At 65.4% G+C, this 24,223-nt stretch carries 23 protein-coding genes; 4 read left to right on the forward strand and 19 right to left on the reverse strand.

Annotated features, from left to right (window positions below; translation table 11 throughout):
• Nucleotide 1: 1 nt before the first annotated feature.
• The 15 genes from ACP5MM_RS04850 to dapC all read right to left on the reverse strand — a co-directional run bounded on the left by ACP5MM_RS04850 (nucleotide 2) and on the right by dapC (nucleotide 17,849).
• Nucleotides 2-952 (reverse strand): 1-phosphofructokinase family hexose kinase, encoded by a 951-nt coding sequence (locus tag ACP5MM_RS04850; protein WP_427932635.1) that lies wholly within the window; start codon nucleotides 950-952, stop codon nucleotides 2-4.
• Nucleotides 949-1,878 (reverse strand): bifunctional enoyl-CoA hydratase/phosphate acetyltransferase, encoded by a 930-nt coding sequence (locus ACP5MM_RS04855; protein WP_427934191.1) that lies wholly within the window; start codon nucleotides 1,876-1,878, stop codon nucleotides 949-951. The genes ACP5MM_RS04850 and ACP5MM_RS04855 overlap by 4 nt, the downstream gene beginning before the upstream one ends.
• Nucleotides 1,878-3,056 (reverse strand): acetate/propionate family kinase, encoded by a 1,179-nt coding sequence (locus tag ACP5MM_RS04860; protein WP_427932632.1) that lies wholly within the window; start codon nucleotides 3,054-3,056, stop codon nucleotides 1,878-1,880. Before ACP5MM_RS04860 ends, ACP5MM_RS04855 begins: the two co-directional genes overlap by 1 nt.
• A complete protein-coding gene (locus ACP5MM_RS04865) occupies nucleotides 3,053-4,279 on the reverse strand; it encodes a dihydrolipoamide acetyltransferase family protein (RefSeq protein ID WP_427932631.1) in 1,227 nt (408 codons plus the stop codon). The genes ACP5MM_RS04860 and ACP5MM_RS04865 overlap by 4 nt, the downstream gene beginning before the upstream one ends.
• Before the next feature lie 18 nt (nucleotides 4,280-4,297).
• Nucleotides 4,298-5,278 carry an alpha-ketoacid dehydrogenase subunit beta gene (locus ACP5MM_RS04870; protein WP_427932629.1) on the reverse strand — a complete coding sequence of 327 codons (981 nt, stop codon included), beginning with the start codon at nucleotides 5,276-5,278 and terminating at the stop codon, nucleotides 4,298-4,300.
• Nucleotides 5,275-6,339, reverse strand: coding sequence for a thiamine pyrophosphate-dependent enzyme (locus ACP5MM_RS04875; protein WP_427932628.1), 1,065 nt, complete (start codon nucleotides 6,337-6,339; stop codon nucleotides 5,275-5,277). Before ACP5MM_RS04875 ends, ACP5MM_RS04870 begins: the two co-directional genes overlap by 4 nt.
• Nucleotides 6,332-6,685, reverse strand: coding sequence for a carboxymuconolactone decarboxylase family protein (locus tag ACP5MM_RS04880; protein WP_427934192.1), 354 nt, complete (start codon nucleotides 6,683-6,685; stop codon nucleotides 6,332-6,334). The genes ACP5MM_RS04875 and ACP5MM_RS04880 overlap by 8 nt, the downstream gene beginning before the upstream one ends.
• A gap of 45 nt (nucleotides 6,686-6,730) precedes the next feature.
• Nucleotides 6,731-8,254 carry a 2,3-bisphosphoglycerate-independent phosphoglycerate mutase gene (gene gpmI, locus ACP5MM_RS04885; RefSeq protein ID WP_427934193.1) on the reverse strand — a complete coding sequence of 508 codons (1,524 nt, stop codon included), beginning with the start codon at nucleotides 8,252-8,254 and terminating at the stop codon, nucleotides 6,731-6,733.
• Between the two features lie 143 nt (nucleotides 8,255-8,397).
• Nucleotides 8,398-10,815, reverse strand: coding sequence for a phosphoenolpyruvate synthase (gene ppsA / locus ACP5MM_RS04890; RefSeq protein ID WP_427932623.1), 2,418 nt, complete (start codon nucleotides 10,813-10,815; stop codon nucleotides 8,398-8,400).
• Nucleotides 10,816-11,064: 249 nt separating this feature from the next.
• Nucleotides 11,065-12,024 carry a sulfotransferase family protein gene (locus tag ACP5MM_RS04895; RefSeq protein WP_427934194.1) on the reverse strand — a complete coding sequence of 320 codons (960 nt, stop codon included), beginning with the start codon at nucleotides 12,022-12,024 and terminating at the stop codon, nucleotides 11,065-11,067.
• An 87-nt stretch (nucleotides 12,025-12,111) separates the two neighbouring features.
• The gene (gene sat / locus ACP5MM_RS04900; RefSeq protein WP_427933083.1) at nucleotides 12,112-13,770 is read right to left on the reverse strand and encodes a sulfate adenylyltransferase; all 1,659 of its coding nucleotides are present in this window, start codon (nucleotides 13,768-13,770) and stop codon (nucleotides 12,112-12,114) included.
• Between the two features lie 15 nt (nucleotides 13,771-13,785).
• Nucleotides 13,786-14,646, reverse strand: a complete 861-nt coding sequence (locus ACP5MM_RS04905; protein ID WP_427934195.1) for a septal ring lytic transglycosylase RlpA family protein — start codon at nucleotides 14,644-14,646, stop codon at nucleotides 13,786-13,788.
• Nucleotides 14,636-15,802, reverse strand: a complete 1,167-nt coding sequence (gene dapE, locus ACP5MM_RS04910; RefSeq protein WP_427934196.1) for a succinyl-diaminopimelate desuccinylase — start codon at nucleotides 15,800-15,802, stop codon at nucleotides 14,636-14,638. The genes ACP5MM_RS04905 and dapE overlap by 11 nt, the downstream gene beginning before the upstream one ends.
• Nucleotides 15,803-15,823: 21 nt before the next feature.
• Nucleotides 15,824-16,648 (reverse strand): 2,3,4,5-tetrahydropyridine-2,6-dicarboxylate N-succinyltransferase, encoded by an 825-nt coding sequence (gene dapD, locus ACP5MM_RS04915; protein ID WP_427934197.1) that lies wholly within the window; start codon nucleotides 16,646-16,648, stop codon nucleotides 15,824-15,826.
• A 13-nt stretch (nucleotides 16,649-16,661) separates the two neighbouring features.
• Complete coding sequence (gene dapC / locus ACP5MM_RS04920; RefSeq protein WP_427934198.1) at nucleotides 16,662-17,849, reverse strand: succinyldiaminopimelate transaminase; 1,188 nt, start codon at nucleotides 17,847-17,849, stop codon at nucleotides 16,662-16,664.
• 91 nt (nucleotides 17,850-17,940) lie between these two features.
• Between dapC and ACP5MM_RS04925 the strand changes: the two genes are divergently transcribed.
• The gene (locus ACP5MM_RS04925) at nucleotides 17,941-18,849 is read left to right on the forward strand and encodes a DMT family transporter (protein ID WP_427933084.1); all 909 of its coding nucleotides are present in this window, start codon (nucleotides 17,941-17,943) and stop codon (nucleotides 18,847-18,849) included.
• On the opposite strand, the gene ACP5MM_RS04930 is transcribed toward ACP5MM_RS04925, so the two are convergent.
• Genes ACP5MM_RS04930 through ACP5MM_RS04940 form a run of 3 tightly spaced genes read right to left on the reverse strand, consistent with a single transcriptional unit; the run spans nucleotide 18,823 to nucleotide 21,534 of the window.
• Nucleotides 18,823-19,485: an HAD-IA family hydrolase gene (locus ACP5MM_RS04930; protein ID WP_427933073.1), complete on the reverse strand. Its 663-nt coding sequence runs from the start codon at nucleotides 19,483-19,485 to the stop codon at nucleotides 18,823-18,825. The two genes, ACP5MM_RS04925 and ACP5MM_RS04930, sit on opposite strands and share 27 nt — an antisense overlap.
• A complete protein-coding gene (gene ubiG, locus ACP5MM_RS04935; RefSeq protein ID WP_427934199.1) occupies nucleotides 19,478-20,185 on the reverse strand; it encodes a bifunctional 2-polyprenyl-6-hydroxyphenol methylase/3-demethylubiquinol 3-O-methyltransferase UbiG in 708 nt (235 codons plus the stop codon). Before ubiG ends, ACP5MM_RS04930 begins: the two co-directional genes overlap by 8 nt.
• Entirely contained in the window at nucleotides 20,182-21,534 is a 1,353-nt protein-coding gene (locus tag ACP5MM_RS04940) for a TRZ/ATZ family hydrolase (protein WP_427934200.1), read from the reverse strand. Before ACP5MM_RS04940 ends, ubiG begins: the two co-directional genes overlap by 4 nt.
• A gap of 290 nt (nucleotides 21,535-21,824) precedes the next feature.
• Here ACP5MM_RS04940 and ACP5MM_RS04945 point away from each other — a divergent pair, with 290 nt between their 5' ends.
• The 3 genes from ACP5MM_RS04945 to ACP5MM_RS04955 are packed head-to-tail and all read left to right on the forward strand — an operon-like array spanning nucleotide 21,825 to nucleotide 23,716.
• Nucleotides 21,825-22,205 (forward strand): DUF2802 domain-containing protein, encoded by a 381-nt coding sequence (locus ACP5MM_RS04945; RefSeq protein WP_427933068.1) that lies wholly within the window; start codon nucleotides 21,825-21,827, stop codon nucleotides 22,203-22,205.
• Complete coding sequence (locus ACP5MM_RS04950; RefSeq protein WP_427933067.1) at nucleotides 22,192-23,388, forward strand: flagellar hook-length control protein FliK; 1,197 nt, start codon at nucleotides 22,192-22,194, stop codon at nucleotides 23,386-23,388. Before ACP5MM_RS04945 ends, ACP5MM_RS04950 begins: the two co-directional genes overlap by 14 nt.
• Nucleotides 23,381-23,716 (forward strand): EscU/YscU/HrcU family type III secretion system export apparatus switch protein, encoded by a 336-nt coding sequence (locus tag ACP5MM_RS04955; RefSeq protein ID WP_427933066.1) that lies wholly within the window; start codon nucleotides 23,381-23,383, stop codon nucleotides 23,714-23,716. The genes ACP5MM_RS04950 and ACP5MM_RS04955 overlap by 8 nt, the downstream gene beginning before the upstream one ends.
• A 239-nt stretch (nucleotides 23,717-23,955) precedes the next feature.
• Here ACP5MM_RS04955 and ACP5MM_RS04960 read toward each other — a convergent pair.
• On the reverse strand, nucleotides 23,956-24,223 hold a 268-nt coding region (locus ACP5MM_RS04960; protein ID WP_427934201.1), incomplete at its 5' end, for a transposase.

The raw sequence follows: 24,223 nt of genomic DNA on the forward strand, positions 1-24,223 counted from the left end.
CTTAAATATCCAGCGAGGTGACTTCGGTATGGCGGAGGAGTTCCTCCAGGTCGGCATGGGAAAAGAGGGCGGTTCCCGGCTGGGCGGCGGTACCACTGCCGCAGGCCACGGCCAGGCGCAAGGCTTCGTCGGCCGTTTGGCCCTTGGCCAGGGCCGCCACCAGACCGCCGACCATGGAATCTCCCGCGCCAACGGTGGATTTCACGGCCACTTCGGGTGCCTTGGCAAAATAGCTGCCGGCGGGTCCCACGAGAAGGGCGCCGTCGCCGCCCAGGGAAACGCAGACATACTGGATGCCTTCCCGCTGGATGGCCCGGGCTTCGCTGGCGACGTCTTCCATCCGCGGCAACTGGCGATTGCGCAGGAGTTCGAGTTCGTAGCGATTGGGCTTGATGAGAAAAGGGCGGTGGGGGAGCGCCTGGGCCAGCAGTGGGCCGTGGGCATCCACCACGGCGTGCCCGCCCTGGGCGTGAATGCGCTCCACCATCTGACCATAGAAGGCGTTGTCCACCCCCGGCGGAACGGAGCCGGTGAGCACCCCAAAGCCGTTTTGGCAGAATCCCAGAAAGGTATCGCGAATCTGGGCGAGGGCCAGTTCCGAGGCGTAGGGGCCGATCCCGGTGATTTCGTACTGGATGGCCGGATCGCCCTGAAGAATGGTGGCGTTGACCCGGGTTTCCCCTTCCACGGTCACGCAATGGGAGTCGTCCAACTGATGTTGCAGCAATTTCTGCAACAGGGCGCCGATATTGCCGGCGACGATGCAGCAACTGTGGGCGCAGACCAGCAGTTCCTTGAGGGCGCGGGCGACGTTGATGCCGTTGCCGCCGGGGTCGTAGCGGGTGGCGGTGGCATGGGTCTTCTGATCGGCGACGAGGTGGGGCACCTCGTAGGCGATGTCCACGGAGGGATTGAGGGTGAGGGCGGCGATGGGCTGGCATTCGTTGCTCATGCCCGCGTCTCCAGGGTGCGGTAATGGACGAGGGCGGCCAGGGCCGCCGAAACCAGACGGGCGCGGGCGGGATCGGCGCGGGAGGTGAGGATGACGGGCACCTTGGCCCCCATGACGATTCCGGCGAGGGTGGCGCCGGCGAGGTATTCCAGGTCCTTGGCGAGGATATTGCCGGAGACCAGGTCGGGGACGATGAGGATGTCGGCGTCGCCCGCGACGGCGCTGTGGATGCCCTTGATCTCTGCCGACTCCCGGGAAATGGCGTTGTCGAAGGCCAAGGGCCCGTCCACCAGCGCGCCTTGAATCTGCCCGCGTTCGGCCATCTTCGACAGGCAGGCGGCATCGATGGTGGAGGGGATGGCGGGATTGATCACCTCCACCGCGGAGAGGATGGCCGCCTTGGGTGCGGCGACATCGAGGATCTGCGCCAGATCGATGGCGTTTTGCAGAATGGCCGCCTTGGTGAGCAGGTCGGGGCTGATGTTGATGGCCGCGTCGCTGATGAGAAGCAATTTGGGGTAGGTCTGGAGATCCGCCACAAAGATGTGGGACAGACGCCGCTCGGTGCGCAGTCGGGCGAGGATGGGGTGGAGAAAGGCGTCGCTGTGCAGGTGTCCCTTCATGAGGGCCTTGGCGGTGCCGGCGAGCACCATCTCCACGCCTTTTTCCGCCGCCGCGGCACTGTCGGGCACGTTGATGATCTGGAAATTGGGGCAGGAAGCGCCGCTGGCGGGTATGCCCATCTCCCCCAGCAGTTGGCGGATGCGCTTTTCATCACCGATGAGGATGGGCTCGATGATGCTTTGCTGCTTGGCTTCGCAGGCCCCCCGCAGGACGTGCTCTTCCGCGGCGTCCACGACGGCCACGGGGATATCCTCCAGGGGAGCGACGGTGGCGAGCAAGGCGTCGAAATTGGCAAAGGGCATCACTGATCTCCGGATGGGGGAAAAAGCAGGCGCTGGGTATGGCGGGCGATGACCAGATCTTCGTTGGTGGGGATGACCTGCACCTGCACGGCGCTGGCGGCGGTGGAGATGACGGCGCTCTGGGCATCGTTGCGCTGCGGGTCGAGCTGCAGGCCGAGATGCTCCAGTCCCCGGCAGATGGCCCAGCGCATGGGGGCGGCATGCTCGCCGATGCCGCCGGTGAAGACCATGCGGTCGATACCGCCCAGGGCGGCAACCAGGGCGCCGATCTGCTTGCGGGCGCTGTAGGCGAAGATGTCCAGGGCTTGCTGGGCATGGGGCTCGTTCGCGCGCAAGGAGAGCAGGGTTTGCATGTCGCCGCTGATGGCGGAAATGCCCAGCAGGCCGGACAGGTGATTGAGCAGGCGCTCCAGTTGCGGGCCATCGTAGCCTTTTTCTTCTATTAGATAGAGCAATACGCCCGGGTCCAGGTCGCCGCAGCGGGTGCCCATGACCAGGCCGCCGGTGGGGGTGAGGCCCATGCTGGTGTCCATGCAGCGGCCGTCCCGGACGGCGGCGAGGCTGGCGCCATTGCCGAGATGGGCGATGATCGTCCGTCCCTGGGCCGCTACCCCGAGGCGGCTGACGATATACTCGTAGGACAGGCCGTGGAAGCCGTATTTGCGCACCCCCTCATGCCAGAGATTGCGCGGCAGGGGTAGGCGGCTGGCCACTTCCGGGATGGTCCGATGAAAGGCGGTGTCGAAGCAGGCCACCTGGGGGATGTCCGGCCAGGCCGTCTGCAGGGCCTCGACGGCAGCGATCTCCGCCGGCAGGTGCAAGGGCGCGAAGCGCAAATATTCGCGAATGTGCTGAAGGAAATCGGCGTCGATCCGGCAGTGTTCCAGATAACGCGGCCCTCCCGAGACCACCCGATGGCCCACCCCATCGGGGACGACGCAGCCGGCCTCCTGCAGGGCCCCCAGGATGGCCTGGAGCGCGCCGCGCTGATCGGGAAAACGATCGGTGCGATCGACTCGCGCCTGGCCTTCACGCTGCAGCCAGATCCGCCCCGCACTCTGGCCGATGCGCTCCACCGCGCCGCTGCCCAGGGCGCTTTCCTCGCCATCGCCCATGGCATAGAGGGCAAACTTGATGGACGAGGAGCCGCTGTTGATGCAGAGGATCTGCCGTTTCATGCCAGCCAGGAGTCCGCTTGGCCAAGGCGCTTGGCCAAGGCGGCGAGGAAGCGGGCGGCATCGGCACCGAAGATGACCCGATGATCGCAGCTCAGGGTAAAGTCGGCCTTGCCTTGGGCATCCGTAGCGGCGATGGCGAGGATGGCCGAGGCCCCCAGGGGGACGATGGCGTTGAAATGGCTCACCACGGGGAATATTCCCAGGTTGGACAGATAAAAGCTGGCCCCCTGATAATCCTCGGGACTGAGACGGCCTTTCTTGACCTTGCCCAGAAGGATCCGCCAGTCCTCGGCCAGCTCCGCCAGCGGGCGGCGGGCGGCATCGCGCAATACCGGCGTGACGAGGCCATCACCGGTATCCACGGCGATGCCCACGTCCACGCGCTCGCGTTTGGCCACCCCCTTGGCTGTCCAGACGTGGTTGAACCAGGGATCTTCGGCTACCGTCAGGGCGCAGGCGCGGGTCATGGCCAGGGTGAGGGTGACCCCGGCTTTCTTGGCAACCGCGTGCAAGGGCTCCACGGGTAGTTGCGCGCTGATCTGAAAGGTGGGTGTCTGCACCGTGGCCGCCATGTTGCGGGCGACGGCGGCGCGCAGGGTGCTGGGCCTCTCCAAGGTATAAGGCGGACCCTGGCGGAGGTCGGCCTCGGGCGCGGCCAGGGCCGCTGCCAGGACTTGGGCCGCATGGATGGTCCCATCGGGCCCCGGCGCCACGCTGGCGATGTTTACGCCGAGGTCTCTGGCCAGTGCGCGGGCGTAGGGGGAGGCCTGCAGGCCGCTGGACAGAGGCGCCGATGGCAGCGCGGCGATTGGGGTCTGTTCCGGCGCGGCGGATGCTTGCCGGGGAGGAAGGGCCGCTGCGGGCGCGCCGGGCATCGCGGCGGCGGGCGGCGTGCTGCGGGCGGCGGCTGCCGCGGGCTTGGGGGTGGTGGGCGCCGCTGGCGGAGACTGAGGGCCAGAAGCTGCGGCCACTGGGCCTTGTTCCGCTTCATCGACGAGGTAGCCGATCACCTGCCGCACCGGTATGTCGGTATCCACGGGCGCCAGGGGACCAGCCAGGAAGCCGTCGGCAAAGGCCTCCACATCAAGAATGGCCTTGTCGGTTTCCACCTCGGCAATGGCCTCGCCTTTCTTCACCGCCTCGCCCGGCTGTTTGTTCCAGCGGACCAGGCGGCCGGTTTCCATGGTATCCGACAGGACCGGCATGGTGATGGACTGCTTCATGATGCGACTCCTCTCGGTCTAGGCCGCGGCCGTCAGGGCGCGGGCGGCAGCGATGATGTCGGCGCTGCGCGGGATGCTGGCCGCCTCCATGGCGCCGTTGAAGGGGGTGGGGATATCCATGCCGGCGACACGTTGGATGGGCGCGTCGAGGAGATAAAAACAGCGCTCCTGCAGGGTGGCGACCATCTCCGCCCCGGCGCCGGCAAAACGGCAATCCTCTTCGACAACGAGCAGGCGGTGGGTTTTCTCCACGGATCGTTGGCAGGTCTGCCAATCCATGGGCGAAAGGCTGCGCAGATCAATCACTTCCATGGCGATGCCCTCCTCAGCCAAGGCGTCCGCTGCCTCCAGGGCCAGCGTGACCATCCGCGAATAGGCGATGCAGGTCAGGGCGCTACCCTCACGTCGCAGCAGAGCCTGATGCATGGCCGGCGCCACCGCCGTCTCATCCACCGGCCCCTTGCTGAAATAGAGCAGTTCGTGTTCGAGGACGATGATGGGCTCATCGCTGCGAATGGCCTGGCGCAATTGCCAGTAGGCGTCCTGGGGCGTGGCGGGCACCACCATGCGCAGGCCGGGGACATTCATCAGCATCTGCTCCAGGCGCTGGGAATGTTGCGCCCCCAGTTGTCGGGCGACGCCGCCCGGCATGCGCACCACCAGCGGCAAGGGAAACTGGCCGCCGGACATGAAGGGGATCTTGGCCGCCATGTTGACCAAGGCATCCATGGCCAGCAGGGCGAAGTTCACCGTCATGATCTCCACCACCGGCCGCAGGCCGGTCAGGGCCGCGCCGATGCCCAGGCCGGTGAAGCTGTTTTCGGAGATGGGGGTATCGCGCACCCGCCATTCGCCGTATTTGGCCATGAGGCCCTCGGTGACCCGGTAGGTACCGCCATAGAGGCCCACATCCTCGCCCAGGGTGAAGACCGTCTCGTCGGCCGCCATCTCCGCATCCATGGCCCGGTTCAAGGCCTGCCAATACAAGAGTTCGCTCATTGGGGATCCTCCATGAGGGTCTCGAAGCGCCGGTTAAGCAGAAAAGCAGCCTGCACATCCGCCAGATCGGGAGCGGGGCTTTGCCGGGCAAAGGCGGCTGCGTCCTGGACGATGGCGCTCACTTCCTGCCGCAATCGTTCCACCGCTGCCGGGTCCAAATGCCCTTCGGCACAGCACTGCTCGGCGAAGCGATGCACGCAGTCGGGGCCGACGCACTGGAGTTCCTCGGCGCTGGGGTAATGCGCCTCCGCGCGACGGATGGCGGCGGCAATGGGGTCATTGGCGACAAAGGCGTTCACCTCCACGGCCGGACGGTAGGAACCCGGATCCGCCATGGAATGGCCCCGGTAGCGATAGGTCTCGCATTCCAGGAACTGCGGCCCGTCGCCCGCCCGCACCCGTTCCAGGGCGCGGCGCGTGGCCGCATGCACGGTCAGCACATCCATGCCATCCACCTTTTCGGCGGGGATACCGTAGCCGCAAGCGCGCTTGTGGACTTCGACCACGGCGGAATGGCGATGGATCTCGGTGCCGATCTGATAATGATTGTTTTCGCAGACGAAGAGTACCGGCAACTTCCACAGGGCGGCCATGTTCAGGGATTCGTGAAAGGTGCCCTGGTTCACCGCGCCGTCGCCGAAAAAGCAGATGACGGCTTCCGGGAGCTGCCGATAGGCGACGGCATAGGCCGCGCCGATGGCAATGGGAAAGGTCTCGCCGACAATGGCGTAGCCGCCCAGAAAGCGCCGCTCCCGATCGAAGAGATGCATGGATCCCCCCATGCCGCCGCTGATGCCGTCCTTCTTGCCGAAGATCTCCGCCATGACCCGCCGCGGCGGAACGCCGCGGACGATGGCATGCACATGCTCGCGATAGGTGCTCACCACGTAGTCGCCGGGTTCGGCGGCGTGGAGCACGCCCACGGCCACCGCCTCCTCGCCGGGGTAGAGATGCAGGAATCCGGCGACATTCCCCTGGGCGTATTCCTGCGCCGCCTGCTCCTCAAAGGCGCGGGCCAGGAGCATGTCGCGCAGCATGGCTGCCATGGCGCTCCTATCCATGGGCTTCCTCCGGCAGGAATTCATCCAGGGCGCTGGTGAGGGGGGTGAGGTACATGAGGGCCGGGCCGCCGTGCATGAGGACCGCCAGGAAACCCGCCTCCATGATTTCGTCCCGACTGGCCCCCGCCGCGGCGGCGCCCTTGACGTGGAGGGCGATGCACCACTCGCATTGTGCGGCCACGGAGAGCGCGACATTGATGATCTCCTTTTGCGCCTTGCTCAGGGCCGGACCGCTTTCGGCCTTGCCCATGAAGCCGAGGAAGGAGTTGATCTCCGCCGGGTATTTGCTTTTCAGCCTTTCGATGAGTGCGGTAATATCCTGGATACGCTCATTCATGCTGGTCATCGCGTTGCCTCCTTGCTGCCGGTTGTGTCGGGCGTTGCCTGTCTTTCAGGCAATCCCCTTCTTGAGCAATATGCTGCGCCCGGTCATTTGCTCCGGTTGTGCAATCCCCATGAGATCCAGAACCGTAGGGGCGACATCGGCTGCCCCGCGCCCGATTCCCAGCCGCGCCCCGGCTTCGCCAATGAGCAAAAAAGGCACGGGATAAACCGTGTGCTGGGTGTGGGGTTCGCCGGTCACCGGGTCCACCATCTCGTCGCAATTACCGTGATCGGCGGTGAGGATGATGCGGAAACCCCGCGCCAGGGCCGCCTGAACCACCCGGTGGAATTGCAGATCGAGGGTTTCCACGGCGCGGATGATGGCGGGGATCTTGGCGGTATGGCCGACCATGTCCCCGTTGGCAAAGTTGACGAGCACAAAGGCGTACAGGCCGCTCTCCACGGCGGAGATGATGCGATCCGCCACCTGGGGGGCGCTCATTTCCGGTTGCAGATCGTAGGTGGCCACCTTGGGAGAGGGGATGATCTCCCGGTCCTCTCCGGGGAAGGGTTCTTCCCGGCCGCCATTGAAAAAATAGGTGACGTGGGCGTATTTCTCGGTTTCGGCGCAGTGGAATTGGCGCAATCCCGCATCGCTCACCACCTCGGCCAGCACCCGGTAGGGGAACTCCGTGGGGAAGAGCACGGGGAAGGGATACTCGTCGTTGTAGGCGGTCATGCACAGGGCCCGACGCGGGCCGGCCGTCCCCCGGTCGAAATGGGTGAAATCCGGCATGGCGATGGCCGCGCTCAACTGGCGCATACGGTCGGAGCGGAAATTGAAAAAAAACACCGGTTCGTTCGGGCCGATGCGCGCGCGTTCCGGGTCGCCGATCAAGGTGGGCTGGATGAACTCATCCCCTTCGCCCCGTTTCCACGCCTCTTGAATGGCGGCCTCGGCATTCCCGGCATGGAGTCCATCGCCCCGCATATAGGCCGCCCAGGCCTTTTGCGTGCGCTCCCAATAGCCGGCGCGGTCCATGGCATAGTAACGACCGCAAACGCTGGCGATGAAGCCCTTGCCCAACTTGCGGAGGAGGTCTTCTACCTGCCGCGCGAATCCGTCCGCGCATTGGGGGGCGGTGTCGCGGCCGTCGGTGATCATGTGCACCACCGGTTCCACCCCCGCCGCCGTCACCAGAGGCAGGATCGCCAGCAAGTGATCGATATGGGAGTGCACCCCGCCGTCGGAGATCATGCCCAGCAGATGCAGGCGCTGGCTGCCCTGGAGAATCTTCTGCCAGGCCGGCAAGCGGCCGAAGCTGCCATCCTCCAGGCTGTCGGAGATGCGCACCAGGTCCTGCTTGAGGATACGTCCCGAGCCCAAGGTCAGGTGACCCACCTCGGAGTTGCCGAATTGCCCGTCCGGCAGCCCTACCGCCCGGCCGGACGCTTGCAGGGCGGTGTGGGGATGGCTGGCAAAGTAATGATCCAGGTGCGGTGTCCGCGCCTGGGCCCAGCCGCTATAGGCGCGATTGGGATTGAGGCCGAAGCCGTCGAAGATCACCAGCAGTACGGGCCTCTTATCCATGATATCGGTTCCCAGGTTGCGCTGCGCTCAGCGTAGCAGCTAATTGTGACAGTATGATGAAAGGATCGTTCATGGAGCACGACCTCGGCAAAGGGCGTTTCGGTGGCGGCCTGCCCTGTTGCGCGATCTCCCGCTGCCGGCCATCAGCCCCTCGGCTTTCTGCCCAGGCGCTTTTCCACTTCCAGCACCTGCAGGGTGGTGGCCAGCACGGTATCGGGATTGAGGCTCATGGAGTCGATGCCCAGTTGCACCAGGAATTCGGCCATCTCCGGATAGTCCGATGGCGCCTGACCGCAGAGTCCCGAGTGGATGCCGTTGCGTGTGCAGCCCTCCACCGCCAGACGGATCATCTCCTTCACCCCGTCATCGCGTTCGTCATAGTCAAAGGCCACGATCTGCGAATCCCGGTCCACCCCCAGGGTCAATTGGGTCAGGTCGTTGCTGCCGATGGAAAAGCCGTCGAAGCGCCGGGCGAACTGATCGATGAGGATGACATTGTTGGGGATCTCGCACATGGCATAGATCTTCAGGCCCTTGTGACCGCGCTTCAGGCCGAATTCCGCCATCTTGGCCAGCACCGCATCGGCTTCCTGCACGCGGCGCACGAAGGGCAGCATGAGGATGACGTTGTCCAGCCCCATCTCCTCCCGGACCCGGCGCATGGCCGCGCACTCCAGGGCAAAGCCCTCGGCATAGGCGGGATGGGCATAGCGGGAGGCCCCGCGGAAACCGAGCATGGGATTGTCTTCACTGGGTTCAAACCAGCGTCCACCCAGCAAGGAGGCATATTCGTTGGACTTGAAGTCGGACATGCGCACCACCACCGGCTTGGGATAAAAGGCGGCAGCGATGGTGCCGATGCCTTCGGAGAGGCGCTGGACGAAAAAGTCGGCGGGTTGGCCGAAGCCCGCCACGAGTTGGGCCAGGGCCGCCTTTTCCCCCTCATCCTCGACCTTTTCCGGGTGGAGGAGGGCCATGGGGTGGGCCTTGATGGCGCTGTTGATGATGAACTCCATGCGCGCCAGACCGATGCCGTCATTGGGCAGCATGCTGGTCTGGAAGGCGATGTCCGGGTTGCCCAGGTTGATCATGATCTCCGTGGCCGGGCGCTGGAGGGTGGCCAGATCCGTATGGCGAATCTCGAAGGGCAAGGCACCGGCATAGACAAAACCCATGTCGCCCTCGGCGCAAGAGACCGTGACCATGGCGCCGTCCTGCAGTGCCGTAGTGGCGTTGTCGGCGCCCACCACCGCCGGGATGCCCAGTTCGCGGGCGATGATGGCGGCATGGCAGGTGCGTCCACCACGATTGGTGACAATGGCGGCGGCCTGCTTCATCACCGGTTCCCAGTCGGGGGTGGTCGTGTCGGCCACCAGGACCTCTCCGGGGCGGAAGGCGTTGAGGTGGGCCACATCGGCAATGACGCGCACCGGCGCCGCCGCGATCTTGGCCCCCACCGCCCGCCCGCTGGCCAGCACCGGTCCGCGGGTCTTGAGCAGGTATTCCTCCAGAACCTGGCCTTTTTTCTGGGAGGCCACCGTCTCGGGACGGGCCTGCACCATGTAGAGCTGGCCATCCAGGCCATCCTTGGCCCATTCCATGTCCATGGGCCGGCTCTCGCCCACCTTTTGGCTATAGTGGGCCTCGACCTTGATGGCATAGTCGGCCAGGGTGAGGACATCGGCGTCCGTGAGGCAGAAGCGTTCGCGCTCGACCCGGGAAGTGGGCACGTTGCGGGTGCTGTGGCGGGTATCGCCCTCGGCATAGACCATTTTGATCTTTTTGCTGCCCAGGATGCGGCGCAGAACGGCCTTTTTGCCGCTGCGGAAAGCGGGCTTGAAGACGTAGAATTCATCGGGGTCCACCGCCCCCTGCACCACGTTCTCCCCAAGCCCCCAGGAGGCGGTGATGAAGACCACATCGCGGAAGCCCGTTTCCGTATCCAGGGAAAACATGACGCCGCTGGTGGAAAGATCGGAGCGCACCATCTTCATGACGCCGATGGACAAGGCCACCTTGAAGTGGTCGAAGCCCTGATCGACGCGGTAGTGGATGGCGCGATCGGTGAAGAGGCTGGCAAAGCAGCGCTTGCAGGCATCCAGCAGGGCCGCCTCGCCGGAAATGTTGAGGTAGGTATCCTGCTGGCCGGCGAAGCTGGCGGTGGGCAGGTCTTCCGCCGTGGCCGAGGAACGCACGGCCACGCTCAGGCCGGGGCCGTACTCGGTCTTGAGGCGCCCGTAGGCGGCGAGGATTTCTCCCCGCAGATCATCAGGGAGGGGTGCGCCGTAGACGATCTCGCGGGCCGCTTCGCCCCGCCGCGCCAAGTCTTCCACGTCGTCGGGGTTGAGCCCGTCGAGGGCCGCGTGCAAACGGTCCCAGGCACCGGCCTTGTCCAGCATCATGCGATAGGCCTCGGCGGTGATGGCGAAACCGTTGGGCACCCGCACCCCTTGGGCGGTGAGCTCCCGGAACATCTCTCCCAGAGAGGCATTTTTGCCGCCCACCAGGGGCACGTCTTCGATTCGGATTTCGTTGAAAAAACGGATATAGCTCGCGCTCATGGCATCCTCATAAGGGCTACGGAAGAATTCCGAGCCGGCGCGCTGCGCTGGCCGTGGATGGCGGTTGGGACGGTAAAAACAGCGTCGCGGGCGCCGCGACCGCTCCGCCGAGGTTCCCATGTTGCCCCGGGAGAGAACCCGCAGGGGCCTGGGGAGGGGGAAGGTTTCGCGGAGCAGACGGCATGAGTCCTCGCAACCAGTCCGTATAACCATAGTCGACGCCGGGCCGTTGCACAAGCCGCTTTGCGCCTAGGAAGGCGAGGGTCCCTGCTGGATGACAGCGGCCTCATGCAGCGACCGCCGGGGCGCTTCACGCCATGACGAACGAAGCTCCGGGAGGGGGCGCTCCAGCAACTGTTCCAGCGCCGTCACTTCCGGGGCATAGATCTCCTGCAAAAACCTCCGCGCATCCTCATCCATGGCGGGTTTGCCATGGTCGCGCAATAACCAGCGCTGCCAGATATATTTGCCCCATGCCCGTGGCAAAATGGCATCGCCGATGAATCGGCTAATTCGGCTGCCGGCCAGATAGCGCACCCAAACGCCCCGCGCTGACCGATGAACGTTGTAGGCCTTGTCGAGATCCATGCCGGCAATGGGCCCGGTGTCAATCTCCAGGAATTCCGCCACTGCTTCCAAGACCGTCCGCGGCCTTTTTTTCAGGTCTTCGAGCAACAGCACCAACACCCGATCCCGGCCGAAAAGCGTTTGATAACGGCGGATCTGCTCGCTGTACTGGCCCAACTCCACATAGAGCTGCGACACTCCCCAACCCTTATCCGGCCTTTCCCAGTCGCGCCGCAGGGCCTGGGCGAAGGGGAGGTGGATGGCGCCTTCGGTAAAATCCATCAGATACTGGGCGTAGGCCCTTTCCACCGGGTCGCGCAAAATGACGATGATCCGGGCATCCGGGGCGACCTGATGAATGCGCTGCGCCGCTTCGGGGCACCATAAATAGGAGGGACTGGCATCGCCGACGCGCGGGAAGGCATCGGCACCCCGGTAAAGATGCTGATAGTGTTCCACGTCGGCGACGTAACGGATGAGATGCGCCTGCTCCCGGGCGGGACGGGGCTGGGTGAAGAAGTGGGGTTCTTTCCTGCCCGGCAGGAAGACCTGCGGGTGTTGGCGCAGGTAGGCATAAAGGGAGGTGGTCCCGCTCTTTACCGCTCCAACGATATAGAAATTCGGCCAGATGGATTCCCGCATCAGTGATCTTTCCCCCAGGTTCATGTCAAAAGGGTAGTCGAGAAAACTCCCCAGCGGCAGAGGCCATGCGTTCCTTAATCACTATTACTATATACGATTATCCATATCTTTTCCACCTATTGCGCAAAGGAAACCTCTTTCGATGAGGAATTCCAGTACCTGGCGGGTGGCCTCGGGCGGCGAGACCCGCGCCGTATCGACCTGGATGTCCGGCTGCAGCGGCTTCTCGTAAGGGTCATCGATGCCGGTAAAGGCATCGATCGTTCCTTCCAAGGCGCGGGCATAGAGCCCCTTGGCATCCCGCGTGAGGCAGGTCTGCAGGCTGGCGGCGGCGTGGACTTCCACAAACAGGCCGCCGTTGTCCTCCACCAGGGCGCGCGCCTCGGCCCGGGCGCTCCGATAGGGGGAAATGGCCGAAACGATGGCGATGCCGCCGTGGCGGGCCGCCAGACCGGCGACGAAGCCGATGCGGCGAATGTTTTCGTCCCGATCGGTCCTGGAAAAGCCCAGTCCCTTGGAGAGGAAGCGGCGGATCACATCGCCGTCCAGCAGGGTCACCGTGCGCTGGTCCATGGCCTCCAGGCGGCGGGCGAGCATTCCGGCCATGGTGCTCTTGCCGCTGCCCGAGAGCCCTGTCAGCCAGAGCACCAGCCCGCGGTTGTCGGCGCCGCGATAGGCCCGGCGCAGGCAGGCGATGACCTCCGGCGGAGAGAACCAGTCCGGCACCTCCTCCCGGTTGGCCAGGCGGCGGCGCAATTCCGTACCGGAAATCTCCTCCACCGCTTCACCGAGCTCCAGCTCGGCGGGCGTGACATAGCGCTGGCGCCGGGTCGAATAGACGTGCTCCCCGACGAAAATAGGGATGATGCCGGCCTCGTCGGCATGGGCGGCGAGGAGATCCTGAGCGGCAAAGGGGGGATAAAAGAGCCCCCCCTCCAGACCGCCCGGATCGGCATGGCCGCGCCCGACGATGAAATGGGTGGCGCCGTAATTGCGACGAATCAGGGCGTGCCAGAGGGCCTCGCGGGGGCCGGCCATGCGCATGGCCAAGGGCAAGGCCGCCAGATGCACCCGGCCCGCCGGATAGTGGGGCAGAACCAGGCGATAGGCGCGCATCCGGTAGGCGGCGTCCACATCGCCCGCCTTGGTCGGTCCCACCGCCGGGTGGAGGAGCAGTTGGCCGTCCACCACCTGGGCGAGGGCCTTTTGGGTGATGGTCATGTGGGCGAAGTGCAGCGGATTGCGGGTTTGGAAGGCCACCGTCGGGCGTCCGTTGAGCAGTCGGCGCAATTCCGCCGGGCTGCGGTATTCGGGGGGGAAATCCGTCGCCGCCGCCCACTGGCGGCGTTCTTCGGAACTGATTCGCAGCGGGCCGCTCACCATGACCGGGCCGCGAGCGAAGAGGGCCGCCACGCCGGGGTGGCGGGGATCGTCCGTGCCATAAACGGCCAAGGCTTCCCGGCGCGGGTCGGGGCGAAACCATTCCGCCACGGTCATGGTCGCCAGGGGCAGGCCGTCGGGGCGCTGCAGGGAAATCTCCACCCCCGGGGCCAAGCGGGCGGCCTGGGCCTCGTCCATGTCCAGCACGATGGGCATGGGCCACAACCGCCCATCGGCCAGCCGCATGCGCGTCAGGACCGCTTCATAGTCGGTGGCACCCAGATATTGGGACAAGGGGGCAAAGCCGCCGGTGAGGAGCAGCTCCAGGTCGCAGCGCTGGCGTTCGTTGAGGGTCAGCACCATCATTTTCGGACCATTTCCTTATTGCCGTACCATGTAAAACCCGCTAAAGCCCATCCGCTGCAGTTGTTCCATGAGGGCGCCCGGCGCCACGCCGGCGGGCAGGGGGCCGATCTGGACCTTGTAGTATTCCTGATCATGCACATAACCGGGAACGATCAGGACGCCATGGATACCGGCGGCCTGGAGGCGGTCGCGTTCGCGGATGGCATTGTTGAGAACGGCAAAGGCCCCTGTTTGCAGGAAATTCTCCGCGGGTGTGCTCAGTTCCGGAGCTTGGACCCCGGTTGGCGGCGCGGCGGACGGGATCGCTGGCATTGGCCGGGGGACCGGTGCCGATGGCGCCGCCTGGCCTTGCATTGGCGCGCCAGGGCCGTTGAGGGCGACGATCTGCACGGGAGCGGTGCCCTGGTCAACAATGCCGAGGGCGTTGGCCGCACCATAGGAAAGATCCATGACCCGGCCATCCACGAAGGGGCCGCGATCATTCACCAGGACCACCACGCTGCGGCCATTGCTGAGGTTGGTCACACGGGCGCAGGTGGGCAGGGGCAGGGTGCGGCTGGCGGCAGTATAGGCCCGCGGGCGAAAGGGGGTGCCCATGGAGGTGGTGGAGCCCGATTCCCAGCCATACCAGGAAGCGACACCGCGGACGTCGTAGCCGCTGGCGCTGCTGGCGGGGTAATAGCTCTGTCCGCGGATGCGGTAAGGGCGATTGTAGGCGGCGTTGAGATTGGGCGGGGGAGCATAGCAGCCGCCTTCGCCATTGCCGGGAGCCTGGCCGTAACGGCCGGGACTGAAGGTCGGCGAACTGGCGCAGCCGGCCAGGGCGCCGGCCAGGGCGATGCCGAGCAGCGCGCGGGCCAGCCGCCTACTGCGCATGGCCGGGTGATGAATGGGCATGGGGCTTGCGCAGGAGGGCCGCCATGATCCGGACATGGATCTCTGCCAGTTGCTCCAGGTCCGCCACCGCCACGCATTCGTTCACTTGATGGATGGTGGCGTTGAGGGGCCCCAGTTCCAGCACCTGCCCCCCCAGTTGGGCAATGAAGCGGCCATCGGAGGTGCCGCCGGCGGTGGAGAGCCGAGTCTCCTGCCCGGTAACGGCGCGAATGGCCCGGGTGGCGGCATCCACCAGGTCACCGGGCGGCGTAAAAAAGGGCGGTCCCGAAAGCTGCCAATCGATGCGGTAACGCAGTCCCGCCCCATCCAGCAGGGCCTCCACGCCGGCCTGGAGGCCCTCGGGGGTGGATTCTGGGGAAAAGCGGAAATTGAAGTCCGCCTGCAGGCTGCCGGGGATGACGTTGCTTACCCCGGTGCCGGCGTGGATGTTGGAAAACTGCAGGCGGGTGGGCGGGAAATGGGCATTGCCCTGGTCCCAGGATCTGGCGGCCAGATCGGCCAAGGGTTGCAAGCTGCGGTGGATGGGGTTGTCGGCCTTTTCCGGGTAGGCGATGTGCCCCTGAACACCGTGGACGGTGAGGCGGCCGTTGAGGGAGCCGCGCCGCCCGTTTTTGATGCAATCGCCCAGGCGCGTTTCCGAGGAGGGTTCTCCCACTACGCACCAATCGATGCCTTGGCCGGCGGCCCGCAGCCATTCCACCACCCGCCGGGTGCCATCCACGGCGATGCCTTCCTCATCGGAGGTGACGAGAAAGGCCAGGCGGCCGGGATGGTCGGGATGCAGGGCGACGAAGCGCTCCGCCGCCACCACCATGGCGGCGAGGCTGCCCTTCATGTCGGCAGCGCCCCGGCCATAGAGGCAGCCGTTGTGCAGGGTGGGGGTAAACGGGTCGCTATGCCAGTCTTCCCGAGGCCCGGGCGGCACCACATCGGTGTGGCCGGCGAAACAGAGGCGCGGCCCAGCGTGCCCCCTTTCCGCCCAGAAATTGTGCACGCCCCCGGCCGGCAGACGGGTGACGCGGAAGCCTACGGCCTCCAGGCGCCGGATCAACAGATCCTGGCAGCCGCCGTCCTCCGGGGTCACGGAGGGGCGGGAAACGAGATCCATGGCGAGGTCCAGCACGGCGTTAGGCATTCGTCACCCCGGCGATCGCGCTCAGATATCCCGCAAGAGGGCGTTGATGCCCACCTTGGCCATCGTTTTGGCATCCACCTGCTTGACGATGACGGCGCAATACAGGCTATGGGTGCCATCCTTGGCCGGCAGGTTGCCGGAGACCACCACCGAGCCCGCTGGGACCCGCCCATAGAGGATCTCCCCGGTGGTCCGGTTGTAGATCCGGGTGCTGCTGCCGATGAAGACGCCCATGGAGATCACCGAACCCTCTTCGACGATGACCCCCTCGACCACTTCCGAACGCGCCCCGATGAAGCAGTTGTCCTCGATGATGGTGGGATTGGCCTGGAGAGGTTCGAGGACGCCGCCGATGCCGACGCCGCCGGAGAGGTGGACGTTTTTGCCGATCTGGGCGCAGGAGCCCACGGTGGCCCAGGTGTCCACCATGGTCCCCTCGTCCACATAGGCGCCGATATTGACGAAAGAAGGCATGAGCACGCAGTTGCGGCCGATGAAGGAGCCCTTGCGCGCCGTGGCCGGCGGGACCACCCGGTAACCGCCGGTGCGGAAGTCGTTGCTGTTGTAATCGGCAAACTTGCCGGGGACTTTGTCATAATAGTTGCTTTCGGCGCCGGGGATGCGGACATTGTCCTGAAGCTTGAAGGAGAGCAGCACGGCCTTTTTGATCCACTGGTTGGTCACCCATTGACCATTTTCCTTCTGGGCGACCCGTAGGACGCCCTTGTCCAGGCCCTCGATGACCTGATGTACGGCTTCCCGCACTTCCTGGGGGGCCTGCCTGGGGGAGAATTCCGCCCTGCTTTCCCAGGCGGATTCGATGATTTGGGCGAGTGACTGGCTCACGCTGACTCCTTAATTAAAATGAATGGGATGCCAAAAAACGCCGGATGCGCTGCGCACCCTCTACGCATTCCTCCAACGTGCCCACCAGGGCAAGGCGCACGCGATCACGCCCGGGGTGTTGAGCATGGGCCGCGCGGGCCAGGTAGGCACCGGGGAGACAGCGCACATTCTGCCCGGCATAGAGGGCGCGGGCAAATGCCTCGCCATCGGCCACCCGTGGCCAGAGATAAAAACCTCCGGCGGGTCGCTCCACCTCCAGCACCGGCTGGAGGATCTCCAGTACGGCGGCGAATTTGGCCGCATAGGCGGCGCGGGTGCGTTGGACATGGCCTTCATCCTGCCAGGCGGCAATGGCCCCGGCCTGGATGAACGGAGGGGTGGCGGGCCCCATGTAGGTGCGATAGCGCAGGAAGGCGCGCAGGATCTCGGCGTCGCCGGCGACAAAACCGCTGCGCGCACCGGGGATGCTGGAGCGCTTGGACAGGCTGTGGAAGGCCAATACCCGGTCCAGGCTGCCGCTGCCTGCCGCCGCCTCCAGGACCCCCGGCGGCCTTTCTCCCTCGCCATAGATTTCGCTGTAGCATTCGTCCGCCGCCAGCACGAAACCATGCTGACGAGCCTTGGCAACGAGCCAGACGAGGGTTTCCGCCGGGATGACCGCCCCGGTGGGATTGTGGGGGGAGTTGATGTAGAGCAGGGCCGTTCGCGCCCAGATGGCCTCGTCGACGGCAAAAAAGTCGGGTTGCCCGGCGGGCCCGCAATTGAGATAGTATGGCTGGCCGCCAGCCAGCAGCGCCGCGCCCTCATAAATCTGGTAGAAGGGGTTGGGCATCAACACCAGGGGCTTGGGTTCGGCGCAAGGCGGCAGGACGGCCTGGGCGATGGAAAACAGCGCCTCGCGGCTGCCGTTGGCCGGGAGGACATGGCGATCGGCGTCCAGGAAGCCCGCGGGCAAGGCAAAGCGCTGCGTGGCCCAGGCGGCGATGGCGCGGCGCAGGCGCTCTTCTCCTTGGACCTTGGGGTATTCCGCCAAACCATGCAAGTGCTCGATGATGGCTTCCGTCACCATCCCCGGTGCCGGATGGCGCGGTTCGCCGATGGAAAAATCAATGACCGCGAGGTCTGCCGGCGTTACATCCGCGAGGAGCGCACGCAAGCGCTCGAAGGGGTAAGCCTGGAGCAGGTCGAGTTGCGGGTTCATAGGGATCCTCGGGAAAGCGGTGGTTGATGAAACACGGAAGCGTTTCTCCGTCATGATTTTGGGCCATGGGAGAGGGTTGTGACAAGTGTCGATGCGTAATGGCGCGTTGCCGGTTTTGGCGTTACTGCTGGGTTCCAGCCTTTGGGGCGTGCTGTGGTGGCCCATGCGCCACTTTGCGGCGGCGGGAATCTCCGGCCCCTGGCTCATCCTCGGCGTCTATGCCCTGCTGGCCCTGCCCATGGGCGCCTGGTCCTGGAAACGGCGGCGCGATTGGCGCGGCCACGGCCATGCCATACTCTGGCTGGTCGTTTTGGGGGGCTGGACCAATGTGGCCTTCATGCTCGCCTTGCTCCATGGCGAGGTCATCCGCGTCCTGCTGCTCTTTTATCTCTCCCCCATCTGGGCGATCTTCGCGGCCCGCCTCTTTCTCCACGAAGCCATCGGCTGGCGCGGGGTCATGGCGGCGGTGCTGGCCGTATCCGGTTCAGCGCTGGTGGTCGGCAAGGGCGAGGCGGTGGGCGGCTGGGGCAGCATCACCGGAAACGACCTCCTCGCCATTTCCTCAGGGCTGGCCTTTGCCCTCAGCAGCGTCGTCCTGCGCGCCGACGAAGGCCTGGCGGACCTGCATCGGGCGACGGCCGTATGGGTGGGCTGCGTACTCCTGGCCTTGCCCCTGGCCCTGCTGGCGCCGCCCCCGCAACTGCACTTGGGGGAGATGGGGTTTTTACTCGCCTTCTCCTGGTTCTGGATCGCCGGCGCCACCCTGCTGGTGCAATATGGCGTGGTGCGCATGGCCGTGAGCCTGTCGGCGGTGATCCTGCCCTTTGAGGTCATCGCCGGCGCCCTGTCGGCCTGGGCTCTGGCCGGCGAGGTCCCCTCCACCGCGGAGATCCTGGGCGGCATGCTCATCCTGACGGCGGCCTTTCTGCAGATGACGCGCCGCGCCGCCGCGCCGCCCATCGCCCCAGCCCTTTCAGGCGGGGAAGAGGGCCCCTTCTAGGGCGCGGCTGTCGGCAATGACCCGGTCCGCCGCCCAGCGCTCGGGGGCGTCTTCCGCTTCGATGTAACCCCATCCCGCCGCCCATGCCCTGACCCCGGCGCCATGGCCCGCCTCGATATCGCGGCGATCGTCGCCGATCATGAGGGCGTGGGGCGCCGGGACGCCGAGCGCCGCGAGGGCATGGCGAACGGGCAGGGGGTCCGGCTTGGCCTTGGCCAGAGTATCGCCGCTGACCACCACTCCGGGTGCTTGGGGCAGGTCGAGGGCATCCAGCAGCGCTCCGGTGAGAAAGGCGGGCTTGTTGGTGACGATCCCCCAGGGAAGGGCAAGGGCGGCGAAGCGTTCCAGCACTTTTCCCATCCCCGGAAAGAGCCGCGTCTCATCGCAAAGATGTTGCGCATACAAATCGAGAAATTCCTTGCGCAACGGTCCATAGCCGGGCGCATCGGGGGCGATGGCAAAGGCGACCCGCAAGAGGCCGCGAGCCCCCTGGGAGGCCACCGGGCGGAGCAATTCCAGGGGCAGGGGCGACAGGTCATGGCGCGCCCGCAGGCGGTTGGCGGCTGCCGCCAAATCCGGAGCGGTATCGACCAGGGTGCCATCCAGGTCGAAAAGTACGGCCCGGATCTCAGGCATGGACCGCGATTTTGCGAAAGTGTCCCAGGTAATTGACGCCCACATCGCCCACGAGCCGCGCCTCATGGCGGATGGGATCGTAGTGCAAGCCCTTGAGGGCCATGGTCTGCAAGCCGGCGCCTCGTGTCATGTCGAGCAGCTCGCTGGGCCGGATGAATTTTTGATAGTCATGGGTGCCGCGGGGCAAGAGTCCCAACAGATATTCGGCGCCGACGATGGCTAGGAGGTAGCTCTTGGGATTGCGGTTGATGGTGGCAAAAAAGGCATCGCCACCTGGACGCAGCAGGCGCGCGCAGGCCGAAACGATGGCGGCCGGGTCCGGGACATGCTCGAGCATTTCCATGGCGGTAACCACATCGTAGGCAGCGGGTGTCTGCGCGGCCAGGTCTTCCACGGCCATCTGCCGGTAATCGATGGCCAGACCCATGGCTTCGGCATGATCGCGCGCGGCGGCAATGCCATCGCCCGCCAGATCGATGGCCGTCACGATGCCCCCCCGGCGGGCCATGGCCTCCGCCAGTATGCCGCCCCCCGTTCCCACATCCAGCACCCGTTTACCTTCCAGGCCGGCAGCGCCATCGGCAATGAATTGCAGACGCAATGGATTGATTTCATGCAAGGTGCGGAAAGGGCCCCGTGGATCCCACCAGGCATTGGCCAACTGGTCGAACTTGCTGATTTCGGCGCTATCGACATTCATGCTTTGTCATCCTCATCGGCTATGCGCTTCACCCAAGACCGGGCGTTGTGGCGCAGCGTTTTTTCCTCCCAGAGCGTCGGTTGACCATCCACGAGCAGTGCCCGGCCGGCTACCCAGACATGGCTCACCTGGTCCCGTCCGGCACAGTAAGCCACCTGGGAAATGGGATCATACACCGGAAAAGTGGCGGGATGGTCCAGATTGATGGCGATGCAGTCGGCGGCTTTCCCCGGCTCCAGGCTGCCGATTTCGTCCTCCCAGGCGGCCGCCTCGGCACTGCCCAGGGTGGCCGCTTCCAGGGCAGCCCAGGCCGGCAGGGCCGTGGGATCACCGCTGGCGCCCTTGGCCAGCAGGGCGGCGCTGCGCAGCTCTCCGAGCATATCCAGATCGTTGTTGCTCGCCGCGCCATCGGTACCAATACCCAGGCGCACCCCGGCTGCCAGCAGCGCCGCCACCGGTGCCATGCCAGAGGCGAGCTTGAGATTGGATTCGGGGCAATGGGCGATACGCAAGCCGTAATCACGGCAACGCCGCAGGTCGCTTTCATCCAGTTGCGTCATGTGCACGGCGAGAAAACGCTGTTCCAGCAGGCCCAAGGCCGCCAGGCGGGCCAGGGGCCGTTGCCCGGTGCGGCGGAGGGCGTCCTCTACCTCGTGGGCCGTTTCATGGACATGCATGTGCAGGGGGAGTTGCCGCTCCTGCGCCAGATCCCGTGCCCCCAACAGACCGGCATCGCCTACGGTATAGGGCGCGTGGGGGGCGATGCTCTGGCGGATCCGCGGCAGACCCTGCACATGGGGGATCAGGTCGGCCGCCTGCTGTAGACAGTCCTGGGCGTTGGCGGCATAGGGAGTGGGAAAATCGATGATGACATGACCAACGGTGGCGCGCATGCCCATCTCCACGGCCGCCTGAGCCGCCGCCTCGGGGAAAAAATACATGTCATTGAAGCAGGTCGTGCCGCCGCGCGCCATTTCGGCAATGGCCAACTGCGTCCCGATCCGGACAAACTCGGCGCTGACAAAGCGCCCCTCCGCAGGCCAGATATGCCGGTTCAGCCAGGTCATCAGCGGCAGGTCATCGGCAAGGCCGCGCAGCAAGGTCATGGCCCCATGGGTGTGGGCGTTCACCAGCCCCGGCATGAGCACATGCTGATCCAGATGCAGATGCTCCCTCGCCCGGTATTGCCGGGTCATCTCCCCGGCGGGTCCCAGGGCAAGAATGCGACCGGCATGGACGGCGAGGGCATGCTCATGAAGCAGCCCGCGGGGCCGAATGGGGACGATCCAGCGGGCGTGAAGGAGTAAATCGATTTCCCGAGGGGAAGATGGCGACGACTCAGCAGGCACGGCAGACTCCCATCACGCGGCAAGGCATCCTCATGGACTCCATCAAGGCATCAGTTGGTTGGGTATCCTATCATGAAAGACCCGTCGGCTTGATAACCCCAAGCCTCGCGGTGCGCCCATCCTCGCGACCTTCCCACGCCAACGGCGGTGAGGCACGTTTCCTGACGGCGACGGATAGCTTGGTGCATATCCGTCAGTTTGATGTGTTATTCTCAAGAAAAGTGGATGGGTAGGGCGGACCGCCCGAGCCCTGGATCGAGATCATCCAATGAGGAGTAAACGCGGGCCCCATGTGGTACCTTCTCTTGCTGCTGGCACTCGTCATTGTTGTCGCCCAGTTTTTGCTGTGGCGTCTGCAACGGCGCTTGGTGGCGAGCTTGCTGGAGTCGCGCCGGCGGGTGCAGGCCCTGGAAGAAGCCATGGCCAGCCTGACGGCAGCCTGGTCCGTATTGCAGGAAGAGCGCGGCATCGGCGCCCCAACGCCCCTTCCCGAAGCCGCCCCTCCCGCATGGGCCCCCGATGACAGCGAAGATCGGTACCGGCGCGCCCTGATGCTGGCCCGGTCCGGGCTGGACGCCCGGCGAGTCGCTGCCATTTGCGGGCTCGGCGAGGGGGAGGCCGAACTGCTGCTGCGTATGCAGAAAGGCGGAGATCAGCATGGGCGTGAATGAGGTGGCGGGGCAGGGTGCCCGCATCCCGAACGCCTCTCCCATTACGGCCTCGGGTCCTGCCGCCGAGCAGTTGGGCCAGGGGTTAAAGCCCGGCGCAAAGGTCCTGGCGGTCGTCCTTGGGCAAAATCAGTCTGGCCAAACCCTGGTGCAAATCGCCCGTAACCAGGTCGCCATGGACCTCCCCGGTAGCTGGGCGGCCGGGGACCGCGTCTCCTTGCTGTTCCTGGGGGCGCAATCGCGACCGACCTTTCTGTACCTGAATCCAGCCCCCTTGCCCCCCGATCGCGTGGCCCTGTCTCCCACCGCCCAGTCGCTGGTGGAGATCCAGCAGGCAGGGAAAGGGCCGGTGGCGCCGGGCGGTGTGGAGACCGTTCCCGTAGCGGCGCGAATGCCGTTGCCCACCGCGCAGCTTGCCCAGGCCCTGGAGGGCGCCTTGCGCGGTAGCGGCCTCTTTTATGAAAGCCATCTTGTCGCTTGGGCCCAAGGCCGCATGCCCCTTGCCACCCTACTGGCAGAACCCCAGGGGGCCCTTTCCAATCCCCACAGCAGTGCCGCAAATCCCGCCCAGATCCCGGCGGAGCCGGCGGCCGCTCCGCCATTTTCCCAGGCAGCGGCCGCTGCCATGGTCCCCACACGCCCGGAAGACCAGATGCTTGCAGGGCCGAGCCCTGGCGCCGGGGCGCCCGGCGCGATAACGCCCGATCCGGCGCTATCTCAGGCCATCAGTCGCGCAGCCGCTCAAGGTGCCACGGTTTACAGCCAGATGGCCGGCCTGGGCGCAAACCCGCTACCCAGCCCGACGCAGGCCGTCCATGGCGCCGTGGCCAATCTGGTTGGTCAGCAGCTCCAGGCCCTCATGCAGCAGCAAGTGGAGTGGAACGGAGCGGTCTGGCCCGGCCAGTGGGCCCATTGGCAGGTGGAAAAGCGCAAGGCCGATGGGGGGCATGGTGGTCCGCTGGAAACTCCTGGGCAGCGTTGGGTGAGCACCCTGAGCATGCAACTCCCGCAACTCGGCGAAGTGCGCGCCCGCCTCGTCCTCGCCGGCGATGCCTTGGCGGTACAGGTCTGGGGCACGGAGAATGCCACCCTCAGCGCCGGCCGCTCAGCCCTGGAGTCGGCATTGGCAGCGGCGGGGCTGCACGTCACCCAATGCGACATCGCTCCGGACTTCGGCCATGACTGAAGCCGCAACGCCGCCGCGCCCCAAGGCTGCCGTGGCCCTCCGCTATGGCGAAGGGGCAGGGGCACCGCAGGTAGTGGCCAAGGGCCGAGGTTACGTGGCCGAGCAGATCATCGCCAGGGCGAAAGAGGCGGGGATTTATGTCCACGAATCCAAAGAATTGGTGAATTTGCTGATGCAGGTCGATCTGGACGCCCAGATTCCCCCGCAACTTTACCTCGCCGTCGCCGAGCTGCTGGCTTGGATCTATCGTCTGGAGCAAGGACAAACCCTTGCCGCTACAGTGGCCGACGGCGTACCCAAGCCTCCGGGGTCCCCGCTCTCCCGGTAAACCCTATCCCCCCGAGTGCGGGGAAAATTCACAGAGTATTGTTTCAATCCGCGCCCGGTTTATGAGCCGGGCGATACCCGGCTTGTCCAATCTAAGAGGCTGCGGAAAAACTCTGCAAAATCTCGCGTGAGTTGCGGATTCGAGCAAAAACCTCCTGAAATTGGGCTCTGCACGAGTCATTTTTGCCGTTTTCTGAGCTTTTTGCGCGCATTTCACGGATTCCGGACGCAGCACTCCCATCAGGCCACTCCCAATCGAGACATGCGCACCAGGTTGTAGGCCACCGCGGCCAGAGAGAAGTGCAGGCCCACCCGATCCAATCCACGGAATCGAGTTTTGCGCATCCCGCCAATGGTCTTCATCCAACCGAAGATCGACTCGATCCGGCGGCGAACGTGAATGCTCATGGCGTAACCGGTGTGGCGGGTGGTGCGCCCGTCGATGGCAGAGCCTTTGCGCTTGCGGGCGACATGCGGGGTCACCTTTCGGTCCCGAAGATCCTGGACG

Origin of the sequence: Acidithiobacillus sp., assembly GCF_049965315.1 — a bacterium.
Lineage (GTDB): Bacteria > Pseudomonadota > Gammaproteobacteria > Acidithiobacillales > Acidithiobacillaceae > Acidithiobacillus_B.

Excerpts from the sequence above, each read along its gene's own strand:
- ACP5MM_RS04850 (WP_427932635.1), bottom strand. The coding sequence starts at position 952 with ATGAGCAACGAATGCCAGCCCATCGCCGCCCTCACCCTCAATCCCTCC.
- ACP5MM_RS04855 (WP_427934191.1), bottom strand. The coding sequence starts at position 1,878 with ATGCCCTTTGCCAATTTCGACGCCTTGCTCGCCACCGTCGCTCCCCTG.
- ACP5MM_RS04860 (WP_427932632.1), bottom strand. The coding sequence starts at position 3,056 with ATGAAACGGCAGATCCTCTGCATCAACAGCGGCTCCTCGTCCATCAAG.
- ACP5MM_RS04865 (WP_427932631.1), bottom strand. The coding sequence starts at position 4,279 with ATGAAGCAGTCCATCACCATGCCGGTCCTGTCGGATACCATGGAAACC.
- ACP5MM_RS04870 (WP_427932629.1), bottom strand. The coding sequence starts at position 5,278 with ATGAGCGAACTCTTGTATTGGCAGGCCTTGAACCGGGCCATGGATGCG.
- ACP5MM_RS04875 (WP_427932628.1), bottom strand. The coding sequence starts at position 6,339 with ATGGATAGGAGCGCCATGGCAGCCATGCTGCGCGACATGCTCCTGGCC.
- ACP5MM_RS04880 (WP_427934192.1), bottom strand. The coding sequence starts at position 6,685 with ATGACCAGCATGAATGAGCGTATCCAGGATATTACCGCACTCATCGAA.
- gpmI (WP_427934193.1), bottom strand. The coding sequence starts at position 8,254 with ATGGATAAGAGGCCCGTACTGCTGGTGATCTTCGACGGCTTCGGCCTC.
- ppsA (WP_427932623.1), bottom strand. The coding sequence starts at position 10,815 with ATGAGCGCGAGCTATATCCGTTTTTTCAACGAAATCCGAATCGAAGAC.
- ACP5MM_RS04895 (WP_427934194.1), bottom strand. The coding sequence starts at position 12,024 with ATGCGGGAATCCATCTGGCCGAATTTCTATATCGTTGGAGCGGTAAAG.
- sat (WP_427933083.1), bottom strand. The coding sequence starts at position 13,770 with ATGATGGTGCTGACCCTCAACGAACGCCAGCGCTGCGACCTGGAGCTG.
- ACP5MM_RS04905 (WP_427934195.1), bottom strand. The coding sequence starts at position 14,646 with ATGCGCAGTAGGCGGCTGGCCCGCGCGCTGCTCGGCATCGCCCTGGCC.
- dapE (WP_427934196.1), bottom strand. The coding sequence starts at position 15,802 with ATGCCTAACGCCGTGCTGGACCTCGCCATGGATCTCGTTTCCCGCCCC.
- dapC (WP_427934198.1), bottom strand. The coding sequence starts at position 17,849 with ATGAACCCGCAACTCGACCTGCTCCAGGCTTACCCCTTCGAGCGCTTG.
- ACP5MM_RS04925 (WP_427933084.1), top strand. The coding sequence starts at position 17,941 with ATGCGTAATGGCGCGTTGCCGGTTTTGGCGTTACTGCTGGGTTCCAGC.
- ACP5MM_RS04930 (WP_427933073.1), bottom strand. The coding sequence starts at position 19,485 with ATGCCTGAGATCCGGGCCGTACTTTTCGACCTGGATGGCACCCTGGTC.
- ubiG (WP_427934199.1), bottom strand. The coding sequence starts at position 20,185 with ATGAATGTCGATAGCGCCGAAATCAGCAAGTTCGACCAGTTGGCCAAT.
- ACP5MM_RS04945 (WP_427933068.1), top strand. The coding sequence starts at position 21,825 with ATGTGGTACCTTCTCTTGCTGCTGGCACTCGTCATTGTTGTCGCCCAG.
- ACP5MM_RS04950 (WP_427933067.1), top strand. The coding sequence starts at position 22,192 with ATGGGCGTGAATGAGGTGGCGGGGCAGGGTGCCCGCATCCCGAACGCC.
- ACP5MM_RS04955 (WP_427933066.1), top strand. The coding sequence starts at position 23,381 with ATGACTGAAGCCGCAACGCCGCCGCGCCCCAAGGCTGCCGTGGCCCTC.